Source organism: Streptomyces sp. NRRL S-350, from assembly GCF_000719705.1.
Classification (GTDB): domain Bacteria; phylum Actinomycetota; class Actinomycetes; order Streptomycetales; family Streptomycetaceae; genus Kitasatospora.
On record NZ_JOHO01000023.1, the window covers coordinates 57178 to 83832 of the forward strand.

The window sequence follows — 26655 nt, forward strand, 5'->3', positions numbered from 1 at the left end:
CGTCATGTGCGATCCTCGGCCGGACGGCCGCAACCGCATGGTCGCGAGCCGGGCGCGCCCAGCGAACGCGTGGCAAGCGTCGGCGCTGCGACCCACGGCCATACGGCCGTCACGGCCACATTCAACCACCTGCGACCATGCCCGCACGATGGCTTACGACGATTCTCCGTCACGCCGGTGACACACTGGGTCCTCATGCCGCCCCGACACAGCCTGCCCGAGGCCCTGCTGACGACCCTGGCCACCGGCCGGGGGCGGTCCGACCGGCTCACCCATACGGAGCACCTTCCCGCCCGACCTGCACGTTATTCGCCGTGGCCCGAGTCGATCCGCCCGGAGATCGTGGCCGCCGCGCTCGCCGTCGGCGTGGAACAGCCCTGGGCACACCAGGCGGAAGCGATGAACCTGGCGAAAAGCGGTCAGACTGTGGTGATCGCCACAGGCACCGCCTCGGGCAAGTCGCTGGGCTACCTGGCCCCCGTCCTCAGCGACCTGCTGACCGGCACCGAGGCCCGGAACGGCCGCGGCGCCACCGCGCTCTACCTGGCGCCGACCAAGGCGCTCGCGGCCGACCAACGCCGCCGGGCCGCCGAACTCGCCCCGCCGAGGGTCCGCGCCGCCCTGTACGACGGCGACACCCCGCCCGAGGAGCGCGAGTGGGTCCGCCAGTACGCCTCCTACGTGCTCACCAACCCGGACATGCTGCACCGGGGCATCCTGCCCGGCCATGCCCGCTGGGCCTCCTTCCTCAAGGCACTGCGCTACGTGGTCGTCGACGAGTGCCACAGCTACCGGGGCGTCTTCGGCTCGCACGTCGCCCAGGTGCTGCGCCGACTGCGCCGGGTCTGCGCCCGTTACGGTTCCTCGCCGACCTTCCTGCTCGCCTCCGCCACCACCGCCGACCCGGCCGCGACCGCCCGGCGGCTCACCGGGCTGCCCGCGGTGGCCGTCACCGAGGACGCGTCCCCGCGCGGGCCGATGGTCTTCGGCCTCTGGGAGCCGCCACTGACCGAGAACGTCGGTGAGCAGGGCGCGCCCGTCCGCCGCACTGCCACCGCCGAGGCGGCGCACCTGCTCACCGACCTGGTCGAACGCCAGACCCGCACCGTCGTCTTCGTCCGCTCCCGGCGCGCCGCCGAACTCGTCGCCCTGCAGGCCCAGGACCAGCTCGGACGCCCGCTCGCCGAGCGGGTGGCCGCCTACCGCGGCGGCTACCTCGCCGACGAGCGCCGGGCCCTGGAGCGCGCCCTGCACAGCGGCCGGCTGCTCGGCCTCGCCTCCACTTCCGCCCTCGAACTCGGCGTCGACATCTCCGGCCTCGACGCCGTCCTGATGGCCGGCTACCCCGGCACCCGGGCCTCGCTCTGGCAGCAGGCCGGGCGGGCGGGCCGCGAGGCCCAGGGCGCGCTGGCCGTCCTGATCGCCCGGGACGACCCTCTGGACACCTACCTGGTGCACCACCCGGAGGCCCTGTTCGCGGCGCCCGTCGAGGCCACCGTGCTCGACCCGGACAACCCGCACGTGCTCGCCCCGCACCTGTGCGCGGCCGCCGCCGAACTCCCGCTCACCGAAGCCGACCTGGAACTGTTCGGGCCCTCCACGGCTCCGCTGCTGCCGGTCCTGGAACGGCGCGGCCTGCTGCGTCGGCGAAGCGACGGCTCCTGGTACTGGACCCGCCGCGAGCGCGCGGCCGACGCCGTGGACCTGCGCGGCAGCGGCGGCAGCCCGGTGCAGATCGTCGAGGCCGACACCGGCCGACTGCTCGGCACAGTGGACGCCGCGGCCTCCCACACCACCGTCCACACCGGGGCCGTCCACCTCCACCAGGGCCGCACCTACCTGGTCCGGGAGTTCGACCTGGAGGACTCGGTCGCCCTGGTGGAGCCGGCCGATCCGCCCTACACCACGGCCGCCCGCGACATCACCTCCATCTCCGTCCTCGGCACCGACACCACCGTGGAATGGGGCGAGGGCCGTCTCAACTTCGGCTCGGTGGAGGTGGTCAACCAGGTGGTCGGCTACCTCCGGAAGCGGATCTCCACCGGGGAGATCATGGGCGAGAGCAAACTCGACCTGCCGCCCCGGACGCTGCGCACCCGGGCGGTCTGGTGGACCGTCACCGAGGATCAGCTGCTCGACGCGGACATCCCGGCCGACCAACTGCCCGGCGCCGCCCACGCCGCCGAACACGCCTCGATCGGCCTGCTGCCGCTGTTCGCCACCTGCGACCGCTGGGACATCGGCGGCGTCTCCGTCCCGCTGCACCCGGACACCGGCCTGCCGACCGTGTTCGTCTACGACGGCCACCCGGGCGGGGCCGGCTTCGCCGAACGCGGGTTCCACCGGGCGGTCGAGTGGCTGACGGCCACCCGCTCGGCGATCGCTTCCTGCGAGTGCGAACGTGGTTGCCCGTCCTGCGTCCAGTCGCCCAAGTGCGGCAACGGGAACGATCCGCTGGACAAGGCGGCCGCCGTTCGGATCCTGGACGTCCTGCTCGCCGGGGCCCCGGCGAGCACGGCAGCGGACACCGGGCCCAGGGCCGTTGGGCCGGAGGACGCCTGGCCTGAGGCCGGTGGGGCGCCGGAAGGTGGAGCATCGGAGGGTGGAGCGCCGGAGGCCGGTGAGGCGCCGGAGGGTTCATGAGGCCGCCCCCGCACCGCTCGGGGGACCTCCGGGGCCGTCTTCGGCGGCGCCGACCGGGGCCCGCACCGGTCCCGCCCGGGCCCTCGCCCGCGCCGGACCGACCGGCAGGCGCACCGGGAGCCCGCTGACCTTGACCTCGGCCACCACCTCGACGGCGTCCGCCGACCGGTCGACCGCGCAGGAGACCAGTCCGGCGCCCTGAGCAGTGGCGATGCCGGCGGCCCAGGCGCAGCCGCCGTCCGGATCAAGCAACAGCCGGTCGGCAGCCGCCAGGGCCGCGAGGTCTGCCGCCGACTCCGCCCGGTGCCTGGCGGTGACCACCGAGCCGACCGCGATCGTCGCGGCGAACACCGCCGTGCCCAGCATCGCCAGGGCGAGCAGCCAGACCGTCGCCGACCCGGCGTCCGCGCCCCGGCCTCCCGCCGCGGCCACCCGTCCCGCACGGGCCCGGACCGCCCGCTCGACCGATGTCCTCGGCCCGGTCAGGACGGCCATGGGCCGCCACCTCCTCCCGTCACGCCCACGAGCACGTCCTCCCGCGCTGCCACGGCCCCCGCGCCGACCCGGACGGTCAACAGCCCGCCGAGGCTGCCCGGTGCCGCGCAGGGCGCGTCCACGTCGACCCGCACCGTGTCGGCTGCCATCGCCACCCGCACCTGCGCGCCCACCGGGGCCGCCGCGCGGGCGAGTTCAGCGGCGTCCGCCTCGCCGCGGGCGGCCGCCCTGGCGCCGACCCGGGCCGCGTCCACGCAGCGGATCTGGGCGGCCGCCGCGAGCACTCCCCAGACCAGCATCACCGCGAGCAGCACGAGCGCCGGCAGGACCACCGCCGTCTCCGCGGTGACGAAGCCGCCGTCCCCGCGCCGTCCCGGCCGCCACGACCTCGCCCGACCCTCCCGACTCGCCCCAGCGGCTCGGCACACGGCCCTACGCCGCATGGAGCGCCCGTTGGAGCATGTCGGCCAGCGCCCCCGTGATGGCATCGCTGGTCACCACCTTGTACAGGCCGGCCGCGAGGGCGCACGCGCCCAGCGTTCCGACGGCGTACTCGGCGGTGGTCATCCCGGCGTCCGACCGGCCGCGGTGCCGGGCCACCCCACGCATCCGACGGGCCGCCCAACGGCTCTTCCGCCGCCACGCTCCGAGCAACCGCCGGAGCGGGCGGCGGTTGCCGAGCCTGATCGCGATCACTGCAGTCATTGATCTCTCCTGTCTCTCGATGTCCGTTTGCCGAGGTCTGGTCACATCGCTTGAGCAAAGCCACTGGTGAGGCCGATGACGACCGGCACCACTCCGATCAGCACGAAGGCCGGGAGGAAGCAGAGCCCCAGGGGCGCGGTGGCGAGCACCGCGGCCCGGCGGACCCTGGTGTGGGCCGCCCGGGCGGCCGCCGTCCGCTGCCCCTGGGCCAGCCCGATCAGCGGCTCGGCGGCGGGGGCTCCGCCGAGGCTCGTCCGCACCAGGCAGCGGGCCAGCGGCGCCAGCACCGGGTGCTGCTCGGCCAACCGCCCCCAGCAGAGCTCCGGGGGTGCGCCGAGGGACAGTTCGGCCCCGATCGCCACCAGCCGGGGGCCCATCGGCGCGCCAACGCTCCGGCCGACCGCCGACACCGCCTCGGAGGGCAGCGCCGCCGAACCGAGACAGGCCGCCAACAGCTCTGCGCTCAAGGGAAGTTGCCGGGTGAGCAACTCCTCCTCGCGGGCCGCCGAACGGGCCTCAGGCGTTCGCACCCCGGCCGACCACCGGTGGGCACCCACCGCCACCAGCACCCCGACGACCAGTCCGGTGCCACCGCCGACCAGCAGCGCCATCCCGCACCCGGCACAAGCGGCCAGGGCCAGCCGGCGGCGCCGCTCGGCGCCCGGCGCCAGGGGCCCCGCCCGCTTCCGCTCGCCGACCCGACCAGGCCCGGCGAACGCCCGCCGCCGTCTCACCCGGCCGCGCACCAGCGCGGGCGCCCGCGCCGCGACGGCTGCCAGGAGCGGGAGCACGGCCACCGCCCACGCGACTCCCCGCATCACTCCGCCACCGCCTTGGCCCACGCCCTCCGCCCGAGGGCCCTCCCCCGCACCCGCGACAACCCGCAGTCCGGAGCGCCCGTCCGGAGCGAGGGCGCCGACCGTTCGTCCGCTCGGCGGCGCCTTCCGCGCCGCATGGGGGCCTCCAGCGCACCCCGGGCCGCCGAGCGGACGATGCGCGCCGTCCAAAGCACACCCAGACCCTCGAGGACCGCCCCCGCCACGAGGCAGCCCAATCCGGCGGGGGTATGGAGCAGGACGTCCAGCGGGCGGGCTCCGAGCGCCGCGCCGAGGAGCAGCCCGGCGCCCGGCAGCGCGGTCAGGACGGCGATCGTCGCCCGCGGCCCGGCCAGTTCGCCGGCGATCTCCTCGGCCAACGCCCGTTCGCCACCCAGCGCCTCGGCGACCCGGTCCAGCGCGGCGGCCAGGGCCGCCCCGCTGTCGGCGGCGATCCGCCAGCAGGCCGCGATGGCCGCGGCCCCGCTCCCGCCCGGCAGTTCGGCCAGCAGCTGGAACGCGGCGGGCACGTTCCCGCCGTAGCGGCCGGCCGCGAGCCGCGCCACCGGCTCCTCGCCGAGCCTGCGCAGCCCGGCCGGGTCAGCCGCCAGCCGCGCCGTGACCAGGTGCAGCGCCTGCTCCGGCGTGGCCCCGCTGCGCAACTCCGCCGCCAGCCCGGCGCAGAGCTCCACCACGGCGGCGGACCGCCGGCCGGCCTCCGCCCCCAGGCGTCGCCGCAACCGCCACCTGCGCACCGGCAGGACGGCCAGGGCGGCGGCGAGCACCGGCACCGGTGAACCGGCGAGGTGCCCGGCGGCCAACCCGGCGGGAAGGAGGAGCAGTTCGGGAGGCCAGGCTCCCGGCAGCCGGATCCGGACCCGCCCCGCCGCCTTCTCCGGGGCCACCCCTCGGACGGGAGGTCCGCTGCCCGCGAGCACCAGCCTGGATCGCCGCCCTCCCGGCAACTGCTCCTGCACCGCGCGCCACGCGGCGACTGCGGCAAGGCACAGCGCCATCACCCAGTAGAGCGCGAACTGACTCTGCGTCATGTCATCGACCTCCGTCGCCGTTCCTCATCGCTCGTTCCTGCTCCAGGCTCCGAGCAGTGCCAGGGCACCAGCGGCGCACCCGCCGAGCAGCAGGACGAAGGCAAGCTCCACCGCCCGTACCGCCGGGCCCGCCAACGCGGCGGCCGTCACCACCGTCGCCGTCGTAGCCGCCGTCATGGCGCTCCCGCCCCCGCCCCCGCCGGCTCCGTCGCCGCTGCCCCGGCCCCGGGCGCGAGCTCCGCCCCGGGTGTCTCCCGGAGCACCACGCCGCGCGCCGCCAGCAGCCCGACCAGCCGCTCCCAGCCCGCACCGCGCACCAGGCCGCCCGCCGCGGTGAAGGCCACCGCCGGCACGGTCACCGCCAGCCCGTCACGGTCCCCGGCCAGCGTGTGGACCTCCGCCACCCGGCGCCGCCCCGAGCCCGGATCCCGGACCAGGTGCACCACCACGTCGAGTGCGGCCCGCAGTTGGCTGTGCAGGGCCGGCCGGTCGAGCCCGGCGAGCGAGCCCAACGCCTCCAACCGGACCGGCACGTCCGCCGCTGTGTTCGCGTGGACGGTGCCGCAGCCGCCCTCGTGCCCCGTGTTCAGCGCGGCCAGCAGGTCCGACACCTCGGCCCCGCGGACCTCCCCGATCACCAGCCGGTCCGGGCGCATCCGCAGCGCCTGGCGGACGAGATCCCGGAGGGTGAACTCGCCCAGCCCCTCCTGGTTGGGCGGGCGGCTCTGCAGCCGGACCACGTGCGGGTGGGCCGGCCTCAGCTCGGCGGAGTCCTCGGCGACCACGATCCGCTCGTCCGGCCCGACCAGGCCGAGCAGCGCCGCGAGCAGCGTCGTCTTCCCCGAGCCCGTCCCGCCGGAGACGAGCAGCGACAGCCGCGCCCGCACGATGCCGGCCAGTAGGTCGGCGCCTTCCGGCGGCAACGCCCCGCCCGCCACCAAGTCGTCGAGCGTGAACGGCCGCGGGCGCCAGACCCGCAACGAGACATGGGTGCAGTCGGCGGCGATCGGCGGCAGCACGGCGTGCAGCCGGGTGCCGTCAGGCAGTCGGGCGTCCACCCAGGGGCGGGCGTCGTCCAACCGCCGCCCGGCCGCGGTGGCCAGCCGGTGGGCGAGCCGCCGGACGGCCTCGGCGTCGGCGAAGCGGACCCCGGTGGCCCGGTGCAGGCCGCCGCCACGGTCGACCCACACCTCCTCCGGACCGTTCACCAGGACGTCCGTGACATCAGGCGCCGCCAGCAGCCGGTCCAGCGGGCCCGCACCCACCAGTTCGGCGCGCACCGAGCGCACGGTGTCCAGGACCTCGTCCCCGCCGAGCGGCGGACGGGTGGCCCGCAGCGCGGCCGCGACCGATCCCGCCGTCGGGGGTGCCCCCGATTCGGCCAGCCGCAGCCGGACCGCGTCCACCAGGGCCGCCGTGCGCTGCTCGCGGGCCGTGCGGCCGTACGGGCACGGCCCGTGCTCGGCGTCCGGCGGCCCGCCGGGCGGCGGCACGCTCCTGAGCAGCCGGTGCTCCCGCGCACCGGCACCCGGACCGGCGGCCCCGGCCCGAAGGCCTGTTCTACGCAGACGGACCATCAGTACACACCTCCTCCGACCGCCGACACCGGCGGCAGTACCTCGTTCAGGAAGGTCGCGCTGAACCGCGCGAGCGGGCCGTCCTCCCGAGTCCCGGGCGGGACGCCCCTCTCGACGTCCTGGGCCAGGCCCGGCTCCGGCTCCAGCTCTCCCACCAGCGGCAACCGCAGCCCGCGGGCGATCCGTTGGGCCGGGAGGCCGCCGGCCCGCACCGGCCGCACCACGGCCCGGACGTCCCCAAGCCGCATCCGGGCCGCCGCGGCGACCCGGTCGGCGGCGGCCACCGCCCGCAGTTCGGCCGGTACCACCAGCAGTGCCAGGTCGGACTGCTCCAGTGCCTGCCCGGCCGCCGCGTCGAGGTGCCGGGGCACGTCGACCACCACCAGCCCGCCGCGGCGCCGGGAGGCGGCCAGCACGCTGCGCATGGCCTCGGGCGGCACCGTCAAGGTGTCGCCGCGGTCCCATGAGAGGCAGGACAGCGCGGAGAGCCGTTTGAGCGCCGGCAGCGCCCGGGCCAGCTCGGCCCCGCTGACCCGCCCGCGGGAGCCGGCCAGATCGGGCCAGCGCAGTCCTCGGGCCATCTCGCCGCCGAGCAGGATGTCGAGGCCGCCGCCCAGCGGATCGCCGTCGATGAGCATGGTCCGCCGACCCGCTCGCGCGGCCGTGACCGCCAGTGCGCAAGCCAGCGTCGAGGCCCCGGCCCCGCCCCGGCCGCCGAGCACCGCGACGGTGACCGCCGGGGGGCCGCCGCCCTCGGCCGAGTCGGCGATCCGGTCGAGCAGCCAGGCCTCCGCGTCGGGCAGGAACAGCACGTGCTCGGCACCGAGTTGGACGGCCCTGACCCAGACTCCGGGGTCGTCCAGGTCCAGCCCGAGCAGCAGCACCCCGGCGCGTCGGCCCAGTCCGGAGCAGCGGGCGGCCTGGTCGTCCCCGACCAGGACCAGCGAGGACGCCTCCCAGAGTTCCCGCGTCGGCGGAGCGCCCCGGACCAGCCGCGGCTCGGTGCCCGCCGCCGCGCAGAGCCGCAGCAGGTGCTCGGCCAGCCCGTCGTCCTCGGTGACGACGAGCGGCCCGGCGTTCCCGGGGCCCTCGGCGGTGACGTGGTCGGCGATCGGCGTCGACATGGTGGTCTCCCCTCCGCGCCGCCGGCCACCGGGGGTGGCCGGGGCGCACGTCGGACGGTTGCGGCGGACGGCCGCCCGGCAGACCTCCGAAGAGGAAGGGGATGAGGCCCTGCCCGGCGACCGCCGCCGACCATCACGGTGGGGGGAGATCCGGATTCCGTCATCCACGTTCCGATTGCCTGTGGATAACTCGGGGGCTGTGGATGAAAACGTTCACCCGGGCGGGGGGCTAATCGGCAAGGAATTGACGAATGGGGGTTCCTGAGATGAACCGAACCCCCTCCGCGCCCCGTTCAGCCGATCTTCCGCAGGGCCCCGCCAGCTTGCGACACCTCCGCGAGGCGCCTCCCGCGCCACCGCCCGGAACCAGCCGTCGGCGGACCGGCCACCATGAGCGAACGGCTACACAGAGTGACGAAAAGGGGTGTGGGAGCCAGGCTGTCGACACCCCCCGTACACCGCCGACAGGACTCGCGCGCCATGCGTCGCGAAGGGGCTTCAAGCCCCGAAAATGGCCCTGGACGTGCGACGACCCCCGCCGGGGGGGAGAGCGGGGGTCGTCTATCCACAGCCCGACTCGGGGGGGAGGAGCCGGACCGGGTTAGCACGGTCGCGAACGATCCGTGACTTCCATGGTGTACCCGAGCGGCCAGAAACACAAACCCGCACGCCCGCGAGTACACCGAATGGCGGGGTGTTTTCCGGCTCCCTCTATCCTCGGTTCCCGTGGACACCACCGAGAACGCCGACGACCACGCCGACGAGTCCCAGGGCGACCCCACCGGGCCCGAAGAGCTCCGCGCACCCGGCCGCCCCCGGTCGGGCGGGCTGCGCACGGCCGCCTTCTTCGACCTCGACAAGACCATCATCGCGAAGTCGAGCGCACTGGCCTTCAGCCGCCCGTTCTACCAGGGCGGCCTGATCAACCGTCGGGCCGTACTGCGCAGTGCGTACGCCCAGTTCGTCTTCCTGGTCGGCGGTGCGGACCACGACCAGATGGAGAAGATGCGCGAGTACCTCTCCTCCCTCACCCGCGGCTGGAACGTCCAGCAGGTCCGCGAGATCGTCGCCGAAACCCTGCACAACCTGATCGACCCGATCATCTACGACGAAGCCGCGTCGCTGATCGAGCAGCACCACGCGGCCGGCCGGGACGTGGTGATCGTCAGCAGCTCCGGCTCCGAGGTGGTCGAGCCGATCGGCGCACTGCTCGGCGCGGACCACGTGATCGCCACCCGGCTGAAGGTCGAGGACGGCTGCTACACCGGCGAGATCGAGTACTACGCCTACGCCGAGAACAAGGCCGCCGCCATCCGGGAGTTGGCCGCGGCCGAGGGCTACGACCTGGCCGCGTCCTACGCCTATAGCGACTCCTCCACCGACCTGCCCCTGCTGGAGGCGGTCGGGCACCCCTCGGCCGTCAATCCCGACCGCGCGCTGCGCAAGGAGGCCCAGACCCGGGAGTGGCCGGTGCTGGTCTTCGACAAGCCGGTGGAACTGCGGCGGCGGCTGCCCGAGTTCTCCGCCCCGAGCGGCTCGGTGCTGACCGCGGTGGCGGTCGGGGCGGCCCTCGTGACCGGCGGGGTGATCTGGTACCTGGCCCGTCGACGGCGCCCCGACGCCTGAGGAACCGGGGCGGCTCGCCCTGGACAAAAAGGTCAATCGGAACAGGCTTCTCTTTTCGGGTTCCCCTTTCGCCCGAAACGCGATACAAAGGAAGCACGGCCCGCGAGACCCGGTCAGGACCGAAGAGGTCAAACCGACAACGCAGTTCAGGCCCCACGGACCGCACGTACAGATATCCGGGCACCCACATGCAGCCGACCCGCTGTCGGGCCGCCGGACCAGACGAACGGGCAGGATCCCCGTCTGATCGGCACTTCCGGTGCATGCATGGTCACCCGGTATCTGCACCAGCGGCGGCACCCGGCAGGATCAGGTGCCGCCGCATCTCTGTGCGCACGGGCCCCTTCGCGGGGCCCTCTCGCGTCGGGCCCTCTCGCTCCGGGCCCTCTCGCTCCGGGCGCTCTCGCGTCGGGCGCCTCCGCGCGTCCGGGGCCCTTCCGCGTCCGGGCCGGCCGCTCAGGCCATTCCGCGCTGCATCGCCTCGCAGACCGCCGTGCTCTCCCGCACGCCGAGCCGCAGCGCCCGGCCGCAGTGCGCGACCCAGGCCGCCATCCCCTCGGGGGTGCCCGCCAGGTAGCCCGCGAGGGCCCGGCGGTAGGCAGCGGTACCGAGCTCCGCCAGGCCGACCTCGGCCGGGCAGATCGCCTTGGGGTCGAGCCCCTCGGCGATCAGCACGATCCGCTGGGCGGCCCGCGCGATCACCCCGTTGTACGCGCCGAAGGGCCGCAGCGCGAGCAGCTCGCCGTGCACCACCGCGGCCACGACGAGGGCCGGCGTGCCCACGCCCTGGCCCTCCGCGCGCGCCACCAGCAGCCGGGAGAGCTGGTCGAGCCGGGCAGCGACCTCCTCCGCGCCGGGGGCGGGCGGCAGCACGGGCAGCGGCCCGTCCACGGCCTCGACCTCGACGCTCTCCACCGGCTGCAGCTCCTGCGGGAACAGTTCCTCGACGCCCTCCCCCGCCTGGCGCGGCCGCCCGGCGGCCGGGTCGCCGTCGCCGACGGCGAGCAGGTGCAGTCGGGCCAGCACCTGGAGCGGCGAGTGCCGCCAGATACTGAGCAGCTGGCCGGCCTCGGCGGCGACCCGAAGGGCCGCGCCGACCGCGCGGGCCTCGGCGTCCGCGCCGAAGTCGGTGCGGCGGCGGACCTCCTCCAGCGGCCAGTCGGCCCCGGCCAGGGCGGCCGACGCGCGGGCGCCGCGCAGGGCGGACTCGGACGTGACCTCGGCGGCGCGGCGGCGCATCACCCGGTGGCCGTAGAGCCGGTCGACGGCCTTGCGCACCTCGGCGACCGCGTCGGGCACCCCGGGGAGCTGGGCCAGCGGGGCGAGGGGATCTGTTCCAGTGCTCACCTACCCGAGAGTAATGAACGGGCGGCCCCTCCCGGAACAGCAACCCCGCATCACCCGTTAGAGGCAATCCTCACTTCCCTCCGCCGACAGAACCCAAACCAGGGCTAGCATGGCCACTATCGGAGACGATAACTATTTCCAACTCGGGGCGCTCCCCACCGGGCGCACCCCCTGGCAGGCGGCCCGGACCGAGGGCCCTGAGCGAGAGCCGGAGTCCCCAGATGAAGATCGCCTTCGTCGGCAAGGGCGGCAGCGGGAAGACCACGCTGTCCGCCCTGTTCATCCGCCACCTGGCCGCCGCCGGTCGGCCCGTGATCGCCGTGGACGCCGACATCAACCAACACCTCGGCCCGGCACTGGGTCTGACGGACGCACAGGCCGCCGAGCTGCCCTCGCTCGGCGCGCACCTGCCGGAGATCAAGGAGTACCTCCGCGGCAGCAACCCGCTGATCCGCTCGGCCGAGGAGATGATCAAGACCACGCCGCCCGGCCGGGGTTCGCGGCTGCTGCGGATCGTCGAGGAGAACCCGGTCTACGCCGCCTGCGCCCGCCCGATCGCACTGGACGAGGGCTCGGTCCGGCTGCTGGCCACCGGCGCCTTCACCGAGGAGGACCTCGGGGTGGCCTGCTACCACTCCAAGGTCGGCGCGGTGGAACTCCTGCTCAACCACCTGCTGGACGGCCCCGACGAGTACCTGGTCACCGACATGACGGCGGGCTCCGACTCCTTCGCCTCCGGCCTGTTCACCCGCTTCGACCTCACCTTCCTGGTGGCCGAGCCGACCCGCAAGGGGGTGTCCGTCTACCGCCAGTACCGGGACTACGCCCGCGACTTCGGCGTGCAGCTGCGAGTGGTCGGCAACAAGGTGCACGGCCCGGACGACCTGGCGTTCCTGCGCCGCGAGGTCGGCGACGACCTGCTCACCACCTTCGGCCAGTCGGACTGGGTGCGCCGCCTGGAGCAGGGCGCGGAGCCTCCGCTGAAGTCCCTGGAGCCGGCCAACCGGGCCGTGCTGGAGGAACTCCGGGCCGAGGCCGAGGCGGCGTACGGACGGCGGGACGCGCGCCGCTACACGGAGCAGGCCGTGCTCTTCCACCGCCGCAACGCGGAGAGTTGGGCCAACGCCAAGGTCGGCATCGACCTCACGACCCAGGTGGACGAGGGTTACGTGCCGGGCGAGTTCGCGGAGGTCGGCGAGCGGCCGGCCACGGCGGGCGCCCACGCCTGACATCCCCCGCCACGCCCGAACGGGCTGCCGCCCCCGCCACTGCGGGAGGCCGCGGCCCGTTCGTCCTACAACGGGCGATCTCGACCTCCCGGCGCCGGGGCGGGCAGCAGCACCGTCGGAACCCGGCCGTCAGAACAGCGGACCGGCCAGCAGCCGGGCGGCCAGGTCGTACAGTTCGGCCACCAGTTCCGGCGTCAGCCCGCCGCAGTGCTCCTGTTCGCCCTCCGCGTGGAACAGCCATCGGCGGACCGGCCACAGCGGCGAACCGTGGTCGTCAGCGAGGCGCAGCTCGGCCTCGATCCGCGCAGCCGCCGCCAACGGATCGAGGCGGCCGTCCAGCAGATCCCGTAGCCAGTACCGGGCCAGTGCCCGGTCGCGGCCTCCAACGGTGGTGGGCAGCCGCAGCACCGGCAGGAATTCGTGCTCCAGCTCGGCCAGCAGCCGGCGAGCCGCCCGGCCCCCGGCCACCGGTCGAGATCAGGTGGCAGATTCCGAGGGCGGTCGAGACCACTCGTCGATCGATCAAGACCGCCTGTCAGGGGACACCGTTCGCCGCGCACGGGTCGCCGACCACTCGCCCGCCCGTCACCACACCGCCTGCCACCAGCAGATTCCCTTCGGTTCGACCACCACCCATTGGGGTGAATCAGGAGGTTTTCCGCTTCCCTCCCGCGGCCACGCTGTGCAAAGCTTTCATTACCCTCGGTTTACCGAGTCTTGATGGTCCGTCCCGACGGTCCTCGGCGAGACATCCCGCACCTCGCCCAGGCCCCTGGCGGGCCCGATGGTCAACGCCGGCCGGTGACACCCGCACTCCCCGCCGCGCCACGCCATCCCGCCACACCGTCGCGGCCCACGACAGCCGATCCGCCCGGAGCCCCACCCCGGACTCACCGCCGGACCTGACTGCGTTCGTTCCCCCGGACAGACGGGAAGACAATGACCCTCGACATCTCCAGCGCCCCCATCGCCTCCGACACCACCGACCACGCACCACCGGGCCCCGGCGCCCGGATCCGCTGGGCGCAGGACCTCTCCGCCTCGCTCGTGGTCTTCCTGATCGCCGTACCGTTCTCCCTCGGCATCGCGCTCGCCACCGGCGCCCCGCTCACCGCCGGCCTCGCCGCCGCGGCCGTGGGCGGCATCGTGGTCGGCCTGTTCGGCGGCACCACGCTCATGGTCAGCGGTCCTTCGGCAGCGCTGACCGTGATCACCGCCGGACTGATCACGCAGTACGGCTGGCAGGCCACCTGCGCCATCACCCTCGCCGCCGGCCTGCTCCAACTCCTCCTCGGCGCACGCCGGGTGGCCCGGACGGCGCTCGCCGTCTCGCCTGCGATCGTGCACGGCATGCTGGCCGGGGTCGGGCTCACCATCGCCATCGCGCAGCTGCACGTCGTGCTCGGCGGCTCGCCGCAGAGCTCCGCGATCGCCAACCTCCTGGCATTGCCAGGGCAGTTGGCGGGTCCGCACCCGCACGCGCTGCTGGTCGGCGCGGTGACCGTGGCCGTCCTGCTGGGCTGGCCCCGGCTCCGCCGGCTCACCGGCCGTGCGGGCGAGTTGGCCGCCCTGCTGACCAAGGTGCCGGGCCCGCTGGCCGCCATCGCCCTGTCCACCACCCTGGCCCTCGTCCTGGACCTGCGGCTCGCCCATATCGAGCTGCCCGCCTGGCAGCCGCAGGCGTTCGTGCCCGCCCTGCCGCACGGTCCGGTGCTCGGCCTGATCGCGGCCGTCCTCACCGTCACGGCCGTCGCCAGCGTGGAGTCGCTGCTGTCCGCCGTCGCGATCGACCGGATGGCCCGCCGCACTGGCGACCTCGACCGGGAACTGCGCGGGCAGGGCCTGGCCAACCTGGTGAGCGGCCTGATCGGTGGCCTGCCGATCGCCGGCGGCGCCGTGCGCAGCACCGCCAACGTGCAGGCAGGCGCGCGGACCAGGTGGTCCTCGGTGCTGCACGGCGTCTGGGTGCTGGCCGCCGCGCTGGCGCTGACCGGCGGACTGCGCCGGATCCCGCTGGCCGCGCTCGCCGCGCTGGTGCTGGTGGTCGGGCTGCAGATGGTGAGCTCCGCACACATCCGCAACGTGCACCGGCACCGCGAGTTCCCGGTCTACCTGACCACCGTGGTCGCCGTGGTGGCCGCCGGGGTGCTGTGGGGCGTCGCGATCGGCGCCGGCACAGCCGTGCTGCTCGCCCTCTACCGGTTGACCCGCGCGCACGTGGACGTCGAGACCGGGCCCGACGGCTCGGTCACCGTCCGGACGCACGGCCCGCTCACCTTCACCGCCGTCCCCCGGCTCAGCCGGGCGCTGGCCGACATCCCGGCCGGGGCCGAGGTCACCGTGGTCCACGACGGATCGTTCCTGGACCACGCCGCGTACGAGACGCTGCACACCTGGCGCGCGGGCCACCAGGACGCGGGCGGCCGGGTCGCGATGGTGACCAAGCGCCGGGACGACGAGGTGCTCGACCCGGACGGCACGGTGCGCGCGGGCAGTTCACCGGGCCCGCACCGCTGCCGGGCCTGGACGCCCTGGGTCGGCCACCACTGCATCGAGCAGCAGGAGGACCCGCACGACCGGCTGCTGGACGGTGTCCGGGGGTTCCAGCTGCACACCGCCCCGCTGATCAGGCCCGAACTCGCCCGGCTGGCGCGGGAGGGGCAGACGCCCTCGCAGCTCTTCCTGGCCTGCGCCGACTCGCGGATGGTCACCAGCATGATCACCAGCAGTGGCCCGGGTGACCTCTTCACCGTCCGCAACGTGGGCAACCTGGTGCCGGCCCCCTTCGAGCCCGGCGCGGCCGACGACTCGGTGGCCGCCGCGGTGCAGTACGCGGTCGAGGTGCTGGAGGTGCGCTCGATCACGGTCTGCGGCCACTCCGGCTGCGGTGCGATGAAGGCCCTGCTGGACGGCGTGCACGAGCGCCCCGGGCCGCCCACCCCGCTGGCCCGCTGGCTGCGCAACGGCCGCGGCTCGCTGGACCGGCTCCGGCGGGCGCCCGCCGAGTTCGCCGCCCGGCCGACGGCGGATCCGGTGGAGCAGCTCTGCATCACCAACGTGGTCCAGCAGTTGGACCAGCTGATGGCGAACCCGGCGGTGGAACGCCGGGTCGAGGAGGGCAGCCTGCGGCTGGTCGGGATGTACTTCGACTTCGCGACCGCCCAGGCCTACGTCCTGGACCGCGCCCGTGGGACGTTCAGCCCGGTGGAGGCCCACCCGGAACCTCACTCCCAGGTCCGCCCCGAATCCCGCTCCCAATCCCGCCCGGAATCCTGTTCGGAGCCGGCCGGTCGGACCGGCGTCGGAGCCCGGACCGGCGCGGCATCGGCCGACCGGGTGAATGAGGACGGCATGGTGCCGGTCGGAGGCAGTGAGGAGGGCCCCCAGCTGGCCGCCTGAGAGCCGGGTCCGTGTCCCCGCCGGGCGGGCCGGGGCACGGGCCCACCAGCCCTCGTACCGTCTCCCGCTCCCGCCGGGCCCACGGCGCGGGCAACTGTCCGGCCGTCGATCAAAGGTCTACACCAATTCACAGGAGCCTCTTGTCAAGTGCCCCATTCGCCTGGTGAGCTGTGCGCTGGGACACACGGGACAATCCCCACGCACGGGATCGCCCCAGATCATGACTCGATGAGGAGTGCGCGTTGAGCAACGAGAGCCTGGCCAACCTGCTCAAGGAGGAGCGGCGCTTCGCCCCGCCGACGGAGCTCGCCGCGGCCGCCACCGTCACCGCGGCCGCGTACGCGCAGGCCTCCGAGGACCGTCTGGGCTTCTGGGCCGAGCAGGCCCGGCGCCTCAGCTGGGCCGTCGAGCCCACCGAGACGCTCGACTGGTCCAACCCGCCCTTCGCCAAGTGGTTCGCCGACGGCAAGCTCAACGTGGCGTACAACTGCGTCGACCGCCACGTCGAGGCCGGCCTGGGCGAGCGGGTCGCCATCCACTTCGAGGGCGAGCCCGGCGACAGCCGCTCGATCACCTACTCCCAGCTCAAGGACGAGGTCTCCCAGGCGGCCAACGCGCTGCTGGAGCTGGGCGTCCGCAAGGGCGACCGGGTCGCGGTCTACCTGCCGATGATCGCCGAGGCGGTCGTCGCGATCCTCGCCTGCGCCCGGATCGGCGCCACCCACTCGGTGGTCTTCGGCGGCTTCTCCGCCGACGCCGTCGCCTCCCGCATCCAGGACGCCCAGGCCAAGCTGGTCATCACCGCCGACGGCGGCTACCGCCGCGGCAAGCCCTCGGCGCTCAAGCCGGCCATCGACGAGGCGCTCACCAAGGTCGACGGCGTCGACCACGTCCTGGTGATCCGCCGCACCGGGCAGGACATCCCGTGGACCGAGGGCCGAGACGTCTGGTGGCACGAGATCACCGCGCGCCAGTCCACCGAGCACGCCCCCGAAGCGCACGACGCCGAGCACCCGCTGTTCATCCTCTACACGTCGGGCACCACCGGGAAGCCCAAGGGCATCCTGCACACCTCGGGCGGCTACCTCACCCAGGCCAGCTACACCCACCACGCGGTCTTCGACCTCAAGCCGGAGACCGACGTCTACTGGTGCACCGCCGACATCGGCTGGGTCACCGGCCACTCGTACATCGTCTACGGGCCGCTCTCCAACGGCGCCACCCAGGTCATCTACGAGGGCACCCCGGACACCCCGCACCAGGGCCGCTTCTGGGAGATCGTCCAGAAGTACGGCGTGACCATCCTCTACACCGCGCCGACCGCGATCCGCACCTTCATGAAGTGGGGAGACGACATCCCCGCCAAGTTCGACCTGTCCTCGCTGCGGGTGCTGGGCAGCGTCGGCGAGCCGATCAACCCCGAGGCCTGGATCTGGTACCGCGAGCACATCGGCGCCGGCAAGACCCCGATCGTGGACACCTGGTGGCAGACCGAGACCGGCGCCATCATGATCAGCCCGCTGCCGGGCGTCACCGAGACCAAGCCGGGTTCGGCCCAGCGCGCCCTGCCCGGCATCGCGGCCACCGTGGTGGACGACGAGGCCAACGAGGTCGCGAACGGCTCCGGCGGCTACCTGGTGCTCACCGAGCCGTGGCCGTCCATGCTCCGCACCATCTGGGGCGACGACCAGCGCTACGTCGACACCTACTGGTCGCGCTTCGAGGGCCGCTACTTCGCCGGTGACGGCGCCAAGAAGGACGAGGACGGCGACATCTGGCTGCTCGGCCGGGTGGACGACGTCATGCTCGTCTCGGGCCACAACATCTCCACCACCGAGGTCGAGTCGGCCCTGGTCGGCCACCCGTCCGTGGCCGAGTCCGCGGTGGTCGGCGCGACCGACGCCACCACCGGTCAGGCCATCGTCGCCTTCGTGATCCTGCGCGGCGGCGCCACCGAGAGCCCCGAGCTGGTCGAGGAACTGCGGGCGCACGTCGGCCGCACGCTCGGCCCGATCGCCAAGCCGAAGCAGGTCAAGGTGGTCGGCGAGCTGCCGAAGACCCGTTCCGGCAAGATCATGCGCCGCCTGCTGCGCGACATCGCCGAAGGCCGCGAGGTCGGCGACACCACCACCCTGGCCGACAGCTCGGTGATGAGCCTGATCCAGGCCCAGCTGCCGCCGACGGCGAACGGCACCGGCACCGGCACCGGCACCAGCTGAGCCGACCGAGCAGACAGCTGTGCCCCGGACGGTGCTCACCGTCCGGGGCACAGCTGTCTGCAGCCGGGACCGGGAACGGGTTCACCCGGGTGGGGGTGGTCGGCACCATCCGGAATCCGGGCTGCTGCTCCTCCGGGGTGCAGGAGTGGCCCGGAGGGCTTCCGTCCGTTAAGCAGGACAACAGGACAATCCGAATGCCCCTTGATCGTCCCGTTACACTGCTAAGGACGCATCAAGGGCCTCTGGCAGGAATCCGGGCGTCACTGGGCGCGCCGGGAAGTCTGGTCGGCAACTGCACCACCCGTGCATCCGTTGCCGCTCCCAGCCCCTGAGGAGGTCCCTCGTGACCGACCAGCCGCCCGTCCACGAGCCGACGACCCGCCGCCGGCAGTTCCTCGGCCGGCTGTCACTGCCCGAACGCACCTTCATCACCGACGCCCTGCGCACCGAGACGGTCGGCGGCATCCTGCTGCTGATCGCCGCCGTGGTCGCGCTGGTCTGGGCCAACGTCTGGCCCCACGCGTACGAGAGCATGCTCGACTACACCGTCGGCCCCTCCGCCCCGCTGCACCTCGACCTCTCCCTGGCCACCTGGGCCCAGGACGGCCTACTGACGGTCTTCTTCTTCGTCGCCGGGATCGAGCTCAAGCGCGAGTTCGTCGCCGGCGAGCTGCGCACCCCGAGCGCCGCGGCGCTACCCGTCGTCGCCGCCGTCTGCGGGGTCGCACTGCCGGCCATCCTGTTCGCCCTGGTGAACTCCGGCAGCGGCGGGCACCCCGGCGGCTGGGCGATCCCGACCGCCACCGACATCGCCTTCGCACTCGGCGTGCTGGCCGTGGTCGGCAGCCACCTGCCCTCGGCACTGCGCGCCTTCCTGCTGACCCTGGCCGTCGTCGACGACCTGATCGCCATCCTGATCATCGCGATCTTCTACAGCTCCGGCATCAAGTTCTGGGCGCTCGGGCTGGCCTTCGCCGGGCTGGTGCTGTTCTGGTTCCTGCACCGGCGCGGGGTCCACGGCTGGTACCTGTTCGTGCCGCTGGCCGTGGTCACCTGGGCGCTGATGCACGAGAGCGGCATCCACGCCACCGTCGCGGGAGTCGCGATGGGCCTGATGCTCCGCTGCCACCGGGAGGGCGACGAGCAGCACTCCCCCGGCGAGCACATCGAGCACCTGGTGCGCCCGCTCTCGGCCGGTCTGGCCGTCCCGGTGTTCGCACTGTTCTCCGCCGGGGTGGTCGTCTCCGGCCCGGCGCTGCGCGACGTGTTCACCCAGGCCGCGCCCATCGGCATCGTGATCGGTCTGGTCGTCGGCAAGTCGGTGGGCATATTCGGCGGTACCTGGCTGACCGCCCGGTTCACCCGGGCGGAGCTGAACCCGCAGCTCAAATGGGCCGACATGGTCGCCGTGTCGGTCCTCGCGGGCATCGGCTTCACCGTCTCGCTGCTCATCGGCGAGCTGGCCTTCCCCGACGACCCGGCGCTCGCCGACCTCGCCAAGACCGCCGTCCTGGTCGGCTCGCTGATCTGCGCCACGCTCGCCACGCTGCTGCTGAAGCTGCGCAACCGGCACTACCGCGAGCTCTGCGAGGAGGAGGACCGGGACCTGGACGGGGACGGGATCCCCGACGTCTACCAGCAGGACGACCCGGCCTGGCGGGCCAGGATCGCCGAAGCGTCCCGGCCGCCGGCCGACGAGGCCTCCGGTGACGCCGGCCGCTCCGATGGCACCGGACATTCCGGTGACGCCGGACCTTCCGGTGGCACCGGACGTCCCGGTGGCACCGGACGTTCCGGTCATTCCGGTAACCCCGGCAACCTCGGTAATCCCGGTAAGCCCCGGTGACGCCAGGCAGCCCGGGGCGACCGGCTGACGGTGCCTCGGGCTGGTCCCGCAACGGAGCTTCGAGTGCTGCGGGCACGCGCCGTTCATGAACCCGGGGCCGTCCCGAGCCGGGACACGTCCCTCCGGCGGGGCCCCGGAGTGGTGTCCGACTGACGGGTAGGGGCATGATCTGAGCTGTCGACAATCCACTGACGCCTCCGGAACCCCCACGGCCCCGGAACCGCACATCCGCGGCGGCGTCACGCCGCACAGCCGCAGAGGAGAACCGCTGATGCCCGCAGGAGCCGCAGACCCGTTCAGCAACGGCCGGGCGCCCTACGAGGGCGAGCGTTCGGTGGGGCAGCTGTTCGCGGCGGCCACCGCCGACCTGTCCGCGCTGGTCCACGACGAGATCGCGCTCGCCAAGGCCGAGATCCGGGCGGACGTCAAGCGCGGCGTCTCCGGCGGTGTCTCGCTGACGGTCGCCGGCGTCGTGGCGCTCTTCTCCATCCCGATGCTGAGCGCCGCGGCGGCGTTCGGCATCCACGCGCTGGGCCTGTCGCTGGGCTGGTCCTTCCTCATCGTGGCCGGCGCCTACCTGGTGCTCGCGGCGGTGCTCGGGCTGCTGGCGTTCCGCTCGTTCAAGAAGATCGAGCCGCCCCACCGCACCATCGAGGGCGCCCAGAAGACCGCCGACGTGCTGAAGAACGCCCGGCCGCGACCGGCCACCAAGGAGGAGATCGACCGCGCCCTGGGCCGCATCCCGTAAGCGGACCCGGCCCGGCGACGCTGTCGTCAGCACGGTCGTCAACGCGGCCGTCAGCGCGGCCGGCAGCGCGGCCGGCAGCACGGTCGTCAGGGCGGCCGGCAACGAAGCCGTCGTCGGGACCGTTCTCGGTCCCGACCTCGGACCGACTCCGGAACCCGTCAACGGGGTGCGTCCCGTCGGGGCGCGTTGACCCGCCGACAGTGAGTGCGGGCACGTGTCGGGTGCGCGGATGTGACACGCTCTCGGTATGCCGCTTGACCAGAAGCCCGTGCCCGGGCAGCCGTCCGCCGATTCCGGTCCCGACACCGGTCCCGACACCGGTCCCGACTCCGGCCCCGAGACCGGTCCCGGGGCGTGCCCCGGCTCCGGTCCGGACGCCGGCCCCGGCATCGCCGCGGAGGGCGCCGGCCTGGCACCCCGCCGGCAGCCGGCCGAGGCGGGCTCCGACGCCGCAGCGGCAGCAGCGGCGCCGGACCCGGACGGGGAGCCGTGGAACATCCGGCAGGCGGGCCCGTGGACGCACCGCGACCTCGCGGCCAACGGCGCCCGCTTCCACATCGCCGAGCTGGGCTCGGGCCCGCTGGTACTGCTGGTGCACGGCTGGCCCGAGTACTGGTGGGCGTGGCGCCACCAGCTGACCGCGCTCGCCGAGGCGGGCTACCGCGCGGTGGCGCTGGACCTGCGGGGCATCGGCGGCAGCGACCGCACCCCCCGCGGGTACGACCCGGGCAACCTCGCGCTGGACATCACCGGGGTGATCCGCTCGCTCGGTGAGCGCCGGGCGCACCTGGTCGGGCACGCCTCGGGCGGCACCCTGGCCTGGGTGGCGGCGGTGATGCGCCCGTCCGTGATCCAGAGCCTGACGGTGGTCTCCGCCGCGCATCCGCGGGATCTGCGGCGGGCGCTGCTGACCGACCGCCGCCAGTTCGCCGCCTTCGAGCACGTGCTGGGCTTCCAGCGGCCGTGGATACCGGAACGCCGTCTGGTGGCCGAGGACGCCGAGCTGGTGGGCCGCTACCTGACTTCCTGGACCGGCCCGAACGGCCTGGACGAGGCGGCGGTGCACGCCTATCGGCAGGCGATCCAGATCCCCAGCACCGCGCACTGCTCGATCGAGCCGTACCGCTGGCTGCTGCGGTCGCTGGCCCGGCCGGACGGCATCCAGTTCGCCCGCCGGATGAAGAAGCCGATCACCGCGCCGACCCTGCACGTCCAGGGCGCGGCGGACCCGGTGCTGCTGTCCCGCACCGCGCTCGGCGGCGGCGAGTACGTGGCGGCGCCCTACCGCTGGCGGCTGCTGCCCGACGTCGGGCACTTCCCGCACGAGGAGGCACCGGAGGAGTTCACGACCGAGCTGCTGGACTGGGTCGGCCGCCACAAGGAGTGACGGACGGCTACCGCGGGCGACGAGGCGCAGGAGGCGGAGAGGGTCGGGGCCCGGGGGTGGGGGTGGATCCACGGGCCCAACTCCCTTGGGATTTCCCTCATATGACAAACGCATAGGCCACATTCGACAACCCCGGGCGATTACCCCGACCGGCTCAGGGGCATCCATACCGGTATGAGTTGGATGCCCGATCGCGGCGCCGCCCCCCGCGGCCGACGCCAGAACAGCCCGCAGCGCTCCGCCCACCGCCCCGACCGGGCGGACGACCTCGGCTTCGACAGCCTCGACCCCCGCCAGCACGCGGAGCGGCGACAGCTCGGCATTCCGCACATCCTCGGGCGGCGCGCCCGCTGGGTGGGCGCACGACTGCGGCGCGAGACCTGAGGCCCCGCGCCGCGTCGGTCCGGCGGTTCCGGGCGGCCGGCCGACGGCCCCCGGGACACCGCCAGGGACACCACTCGGAACACCGCTCGGAGCGCCGCCCCGGCACCCCGCCCAGTTCGTGTCAGTTCGTGATCGGCGCCAGCGCGGTGAACCAGAGCAGGACGAAGGTCGCCACCGACATGATCGGCACCAGCACCTTGGTCTCGACGCTGTTGCCGCTGCGCTTGATCAGCACGATCTCGTAGCGCTCCTTGTGCGGCCAGAGCAGCGGCGCACCCTTCTTCGTCAGGCAGTCCCCCAGCAGGTGCGCCAGTGTGCCCAGCGCCACCGCGTACGGCAGCCACCCGGGCGAGTTGGGCATCCAGGTGTTCATCCCGAACGTGCCGAGCGCGGCCAGGCCGATCACGGTGATCCACGCCTCCGGGCCGTTGCTCGGCGGGCAGAGCCGCAGCGCGCGGACCGCGAGCGCCAGCAGGAAGAACGTCAGCACGAGCGTGAAGTTGCGGCCCAGGTAGGTGACGCCCGCCCAGGTGCCGCCGCCCATCAGGGCGACGAACAGCAGCGAGTGGGTGGCGTGCCGGTGACCGCCGGAGGCCCAGGCCACGAAGCGGCAGAGCGCCTTGGAGATCGGGCCGAGGAAGTTGGCGATCGAGCCGTCGTGGTGGTCGAGGTCCGGCAGCAGGGCCGCACCCGCGCACAGCACCGTGCCCATCAGTATGTCCGCCGGCTGCAGCGTGGTGTGCAGCAGCAGCGGGGGCAGGAAGGGGGCCGACGCCGCGTACAGCATCGCCCCGCTCACCGCGTGCGAATGACCCATCATCGGACTGCCACGACCTCCCGTCAGGCCCACGCCGGGACGGCGCCCGGTTGAGCCGAACGGGTGAGCGCGGCTGAGGCTACCAGGGAGGGCTGACGGTTCGACGGACATCGGAACTCCCAGGTCGGCGCGCCCCGGCCCGGGCCGGCGGCAGCGCCGCCCCCTGGCAGACCCCGGCAGCCCCGCCAGGTCAGAGCGCGCAGCCCTGGGTGTCCACCCGGGCCGCCGCGGTGCTGCCCTGCTGGGCGTCCTCGCGCACCTCGGCCGCGGTCAGCACGTACCCGGTGTCGCCGCTGTCCAGGGACTTGGCGAACACCACGCCGTACACCTGGCCGTCCGGGGTGAGCAGCGGGCCGCCGCTGTTGCCCTGGCGGACCACCGAGCGCACCGAGTAGACGTCGCGCACCACCTGGCCGCGGTGGTAGATGTCCGGTCCGTTGGCCTGGATCCGGCCCCGGATGCGGGCGGGCTGGACGTTGAAGGCGCCGTTCTCCGGGAAGCCGGCCACGATCGCGCTGTCGTTGGTCTTCGCCTCGCCCGCGAAGGTCAGCGCGGGCGCGTTCAGCTTGGGCACGTCCAGGACGGCGATGTCGCGCTGCCAGTCGTAGCGGACCACCGTGGCGTCGTACAACTGGCCGAGGCCGCCGATCTGCACGGTCGGCTCGCTGACCCCGCCGACCACGTGGGCGTTGGTCATCACCCGGTGCGGGGCGAAGACGAAGCCGCTGCCCTCCAGGGTCTTGCCGCAGGAGGGCGCGGTGCCGACCACCTTGACCAGGCTCTGCTTGGCCCGCGCCACCGCCGGGCTGGCGGCCAGGGCCGGGTCCGGGGTGTCGACCTGGGTGATCGGCTCGTGCTCGAAGGGGTTGAAGACCTGCGGGAAGCCGTTGCGGGCGAGCACCTTGGAGAAGTCCGAGAACCAGTTCGGGGCGTCGCCGGGCAGCGCGTTCTGCACCCCGCCGAGGATCGCCGAGGAGCGGACCTGCTTGGAGACCGTCGGGAGCGAGGCCCCGGCCAGCGCCGAGCCGATCAGCCAGGCCACCAGCAGCATCGAGACGACGTTCACCACCGCGCCGCCGGACGCGTCCAGCACCCGCGCCGGGCGGCGGTCGATGTGGCCGCGCAGCTTCCAGCCGAAGTGCGCGGTGACCGCCTGGCCGATCGCCGCCAGGACGATCACCACCACGACGGCCACCACCGAGGCCGTGGTGCCGGGGCTCAGGTGGTCGAGCAGCAACGGCAGCAGCTCGACGGCCAGCAGACCGCCGCCGAGGAAGCCGACCAGCGACAGGACACCGACCACGAAGCCCTGCCGGTAGCCCGACACGGCGAATCCCACGGCAGCGGCGATCAGCAGCACATCCAGGACGTTCACTCCGACACCCTCCCACGGCCCGCGGACCGGCTGTGCGGACGGCCGGTCACAAGCCGGCGGCGTCGCCGCCCGGGAGCGCGCGGGAGTGTTCGAGGTCTCCCTGGACCAGCGCCAGGGCGTCGTCCGAGAGGTCGACGACCCGGGACGGATCCCACGGCAGCTCCAGGCCGCTGTGGTGCAGCACCCGGTCGATCACCCCGGCGGTGAAGCCCCAGACCAGCCGCCCGGCGACCGCGAAGGCCGGGCCGATGTGCCCGGACGGGTGACGCAGCCGCACCCGGTTCGCCGGGTCGGTCAGGTCGGCGACCGGCACCCGGAACACCGCGCCCGTCTCGCCCTGGTCCACCGGGTGCACCGGCGACTCCACGCGCCACCAGCCGAGCACCGGGGTCACCACGAAGCGGCTCACCGGGATGTACAGCCGAGGCAGCTCCGCGAACACCTGCACCCCGGCCGGGTCCAGGCCGGTCTCCTCCCAGGCCTCGCGCAGCGCCGCCGCGATCGGGCCCGGGCCGTCCGGATCGCCGTCCTCCGGGTCCAGCGCGCCGCCCGGGAAGGACGGCTGGCCGGCGTGCGAACGCAGCGATCGGGCCCGCTCGATCAGCAGCAGGTCCGGCCCCTCCGGGCCCTCGCCGAACAGCATCAGCACCGCCGCCGCCCGGCCGCCCCCGGTCGGCGGCAGGAAGCGGCTCAGCTGCTCCGGCAGGACCCGCTCGGCCGCTTCCCTGACCGGCTCCAGCCAGCCGGGCAGGCCGTCCCGCTCGATCCCGCGCGCGGTCATTCGCCCACCGCCAGGTCCGCGACCTGCCCGTCGTGGGCGGCGGCGTCCGCGCGGGCCGCCGCCTCGCCGGGGTAGTCCGCCGGGGGCTTCAGCCGTTGCCCGGGCCGGCCGCCCATCTCGTACTTGAGCAGCTTGCGCGCCCGCTCCGGATCCGTCACGCCCTCGCCGTAGGACGGGCAGAGCGGCGCGATCGGGCAGGCGCCGCAGGCGGGCTTCTGGGAGTGGCAGATCCGGCGGCCGTGGAAGACCACCCGGTGCGAAAGCATCGTCCACTCCGACTTCGGGAAGATCTCGGCGACGGCCGCCTCGATCTTCACCGGGTCCTCCTCGGCGGTCCAGCCGAACCGACGGGCCAGCCGGCCGAAGTGCGTGTCGACGGTGATGCCCGGAACACCGAAAGCATTGCCGAGGACGACGTTGGCGGTCTTGCGGCCGACGCCCGGCAGGGTCACCAGGTCGGCCAGGCGGCCCGGGACCTCGCCGCCGAACCCGTCGCGCAGCGCGACCGAGAGGCCGATCAGCGACTTCGCCTTGTTCCGGAAGAAGCCGGTCGGGCGGATGATCTCCTCCAGCTCCTCCGGGTTCGCCGCCGCCATGTCCTCGGGCGTCGGGTACTTCGCGAACAGCGCGGGGGTCGTCTGGTTGACCCGCAGATCCGTCGTCTGCGCCGACAGCACGGTGGCCACCAGCAGTTGGAAGGGGTTCTCGAAGTCCAGCTCCGGATGCGCGTACGGATACAGCTCCGCCAGCTCACGGTTGATCTTCCGCGCCCGCCGCACCATCGCCAGGTGCGACTCGGGCTTCCTCGGCTTCACAACCGGCGTGGCCTTCGGCGCCGCCGCTTTCCGGACCTTGCTCTCTGCCATGCACGAAGGCTACGCCGATCGGGCCACCGCCCGGGGGCGATCAAGCGCGGAATCGGGCTTGGCCAGGGCCTGTTGCCCGGTGGAGGGGCCGTGCGACGGTTTGCCTGGCAGGGGGCGTCGATGATCCCCGGGCATGCCCACCGGCGTACCCCCGGGCATGCCCACAGACGTGCCCACGGGCGTGCGCACGGGCGTGCGCACGGGCGTGCGCACGGGCGTGCGC

At 74.0% G+C, this 26655-nt stretch carries 23 protein-coding genes; 9 read left to right on the plus strand and 14 right to left on the minus strand.

Annotated elements, in window-relative coordinates; genetic code table 11:
• Positions 1–195: 195 nt before the first annotated feature.
• Entirely contained in the window at positions 196–2643 is a 2448-nt protein-coding gene (locus tag IF30_RS0121575; RefSeq protein ID WP_051710761.1) for a DEAD/DEAH box helicase, read from the plus strand.
• Here IF30_RS0121575 and IF30_RS0121580 read toward each other — a convergent pair.
• From IF30_RS0121580 to ssd, 8 genes are all read right to left on the minus strand, one after another.
• The gene (locus tag IF30_RS0121580; RefSeq protein WP_051710763.1) at positions 2638–3138 is read right to left on the minus strand and encodes an Rv3654c family TadE-like protein; all 501 of its coding nucleotides are present in this window, start codon (positions 3136–3138) and stop codon (positions 2638–2640) included. The genes IF30_RS0121575 and IF30_RS0121580 overlap by 6 nt on opposite strands.
• Positions 3126–3470: a TadE family type IV pilus minor pilin gene (locus IF30_RS0121585; RefSeq protein WP_037900739.1), complete on the minus strand. Its 345-nt coding sequence runs from the start codon at positions 3468–3470 to the stop codon at positions 3126–3128. The genes IF30_RS0121580 and IF30_RS0121585 overlap by 13 nt, the downstream gene beginning before the upstream one ends.
• A 100-nt stretch (positions 3471–3570) precedes the next feature.
• A complete protein-coding gene (locus IF30_RS49480) occupies positions 3571–3843 on the minus strand; it encodes a DUF4244 domain-containing protein (protein WP_051710765.1) in 273 nt (90 codons plus the stop codon).
• Positions 3844–3884: 41 nt separating this feature from the next.
• A complete protein-coding gene (locus IF30_RS41770; RefSeq protein WP_234322789.1) occupies positions 3885–4640 on the minus strand; it encodes a type II secretion system F family protein in 756 nt (251 codons plus the stop codon).
• Between the two features lie 20 nt (positions 4641–4660).
• Positions 4661–5707, minus strand: a complete 1047-nt coding sequence (locus IF30_RS0121600; RefSeq protein ID WP_051710767.1) for a type II secretion system F family protein — start codon at positions 5705–5707, stop codon at positions 4661–4663.
• Between the two features lie 24 nt (positions 5708–5731).
• On the minus strand, positions 5732–5884 hold the full coding sequence (locus IF30_RS48005) for a hypothetical protein (protein ID WP_158835321.1): 153 nt from the start codon (positions 5882–5884) through the stop codon (positions 5732–5734).
• Positions 5881–7284, minus strand: coding sequence for a TadA family conjugal transfer-associated ATPase (locus IF30_RS0121610; RefSeq protein ID WP_158835324.1), 1404 nt, complete (start codon positions 7282–7284; stop codon positions 5881–5883). The genes IF30_RS48005 and IF30_RS0121610 overlap by 4 nt, the downstream gene beginning before the upstream one ends.
• Positions 7284–8408, minus strand: coding sequence for a septum site-determining protein Ssd (gene ssd, locus IF30_RS0121615; RefSeq protein WP_037900742.1), 1125 nt, complete (start codon positions 8406–8408; stop codon positions 7284–7286). The genes IF30_RS0121610 and ssd overlap by 1 nt, the downstream gene beginning before the upstream one ends.
• Positions 8409–9236: 828 nt before the next feature.
• On the opposite strand from ssd, the gene IF30_RS0121620 reads away from it, so the two are divergent.
• Positions 9237–10034, plus strand: coding sequence for an HAD family hydrolase (locus IF30_RS0121620; RefSeq protein ID WP_030240935.1), 798 nt, complete (start codon positions 9237–9239; stop codon positions 10032–10034).
• 456 nt (positions 10035–10490) lie between these two features.
• Here the strand turns inward: IF30_RS0121620 and IF30_RS0121625 are convergent, their stop codons facing one another.
• Positions 10491–11381: a hypothetical protein gene (locus IF30_RS0121625; protein ID WP_030240937.1), complete on the minus strand. Its 891-nt coding sequence runs from the start codon at positions 11379–11381 to the stop codon at positions 10491–10493.
• 221 nt (positions 11382–11602) lie between these two features.
• On the opposite strand from IF30_RS0121625, the gene IF30_RS0121630 reads away from it, so the two are divergent.
• On the plus strand, positions 11603–12610 hold the full coding sequence (locus IF30_RS0121630) for an ATP-binding protein (protein ID WP_030240940.1): 1008 nt from the start codon (positions 11603–11605) through the stop codon (positions 12608–12610).
• Positions 12611–12739: 129 nt separating this feature from the next.
• Here IF30_RS0121630 and IF30_RS0121635 read toward each other — a convergent pair whose 3' ends face one another.
• Entirely contained in the window at positions 12740–13078 is a 339-nt protein-coding gene (locus IF30_RS0121635; protein ID WP_030240942.1) for a hypothetical protein, read from the minus strand.
• Between the two features lie 471 nt (positions 13079–13549).
• Between IF30_RS0121635 and IF30_RS0121640 the strand changes: the two genes are divergently transcribed.
• The 6 genes from IF30_RS0121640 (at position 13550) to IF30_RS46880 (ending at position 22593) form a co-directional block, all read left to right on the plus strand.
• On the plus strand, positions 13550–16009 hold the full coding sequence (locus tag IF30_RS0121640) for a SulP family inorganic anion transporter (protein WP_078891569.1): 2460 nt from the start codon (positions 13550–13552) through the stop codon (positions 16007–16009).
• 242 nt (positions 16010–16251) lie between these two features.
• Positions 16252–18228: an acetate--CoA ligase gene (acs, locus tag IF30_RS0121645; protein ID WP_030240947.1), complete on the plus strand. Its 1977-nt coding sequence runs from the start codon at positions 16252–16254 to the stop codon at positions 18226–18228.
• 343 nt (positions 18229–18571) lie between these two features.
• Entirely contained in the window at positions 18572–20074 is a 1503-nt protein-coding gene (nhaA, locus tag IF30_RS0121650) for a Na+/H+ antiporter NhaA (protein WP_234322790.1), read from the plus strand.
• Between the two features lie 271 nt (positions 20075–20345).
• The gene (locus tag IF30_RS0121655) at positions 20346–20822 is read left to right on the plus strand and encodes a phage holin family protein (protein WP_030240951.1); all 477 of its coding nucleotides are present in this window, start codon (positions 20346–20348) and stop codon (positions 20820–20822) included.
• A gap of 247 nt (positions 20823–21069) precedes the next feature.
• Positions 21070–22209: an alpha/beta fold hydrolase gene (locus IF30_RS0121660; protein ID WP_234322791.1), complete on the plus strand. Its 1140-nt coding sequence runs from the start codon at positions 21070–21072 to the stop codon at positions 22207–22209.
• Between the two features lie 174 nt (positions 22210–22383).
• Positions 22384–22593 (plus strand): hypothetical protein, encoded by a 210-nt coding sequence (locus IF30_RS46880; RefSeq protein WP_158835326.1) that lies wholly within the window; start codon positions 22384–22386, stop codon positions 22591–22593.
• A 121-nt stretch (positions 22594–22714) separates the two neighbouring features.
• Here the strand turns inward: IF30_RS46880 and IF30_RS0121670 are convergent, their stop codons facing one another.
• The 4 genes from IF30_RS0121670 to nth form a co-directional block, all read right to left on the minus strand.
• The gene (locus IF30_RS0121670) at positions 22715–23413 is read right to left on the minus strand and encodes a metal-dependent hydrolase (RefSeq protein WP_030240954.1); all 699 of its coding nucleotides are present in this window, start codon (positions 23411–23413) and stop codon (positions 22715–22717) included.
• Positions 23414–23600: 187 nt separating this feature from the next.
• Positions 23601–24785, minus strand: coding sequence for a MarP family serine protease (locus tag IF30_RS0121675; protein ID WP_030240955.1), 1185 nt, complete (start codon positions 24783–24785; stop codon positions 23601–23603).
• A gap of 46 nt (positions 24786–24831) precedes the next feature.
• A complete protein-coding gene (locus IF30_RS0121680) occupies positions 24832–25566 on the minus strand; it encodes an NUDIX hydrolase (RefSeq protein ID WP_051710768.1) in 735 nt (244 codons plus the stop codon).
• Positions 25563–26432 carry an endonuclease III gene (gene nth / locus IF30_RS0121685; protein ID WP_063752727.1) on the minus strand — a complete coding sequence of 290 codons (870 nt, stop codon included), beginning with the start codon at positions 26430–26432 and terminating at the stop codon, positions 25563–25565. Before nth ends, IF30_RS0121680 begins: the two co-directional genes overlap by 4 nt.
• Positions 26433–26655 lie beyond the last annotated feature (223 nt).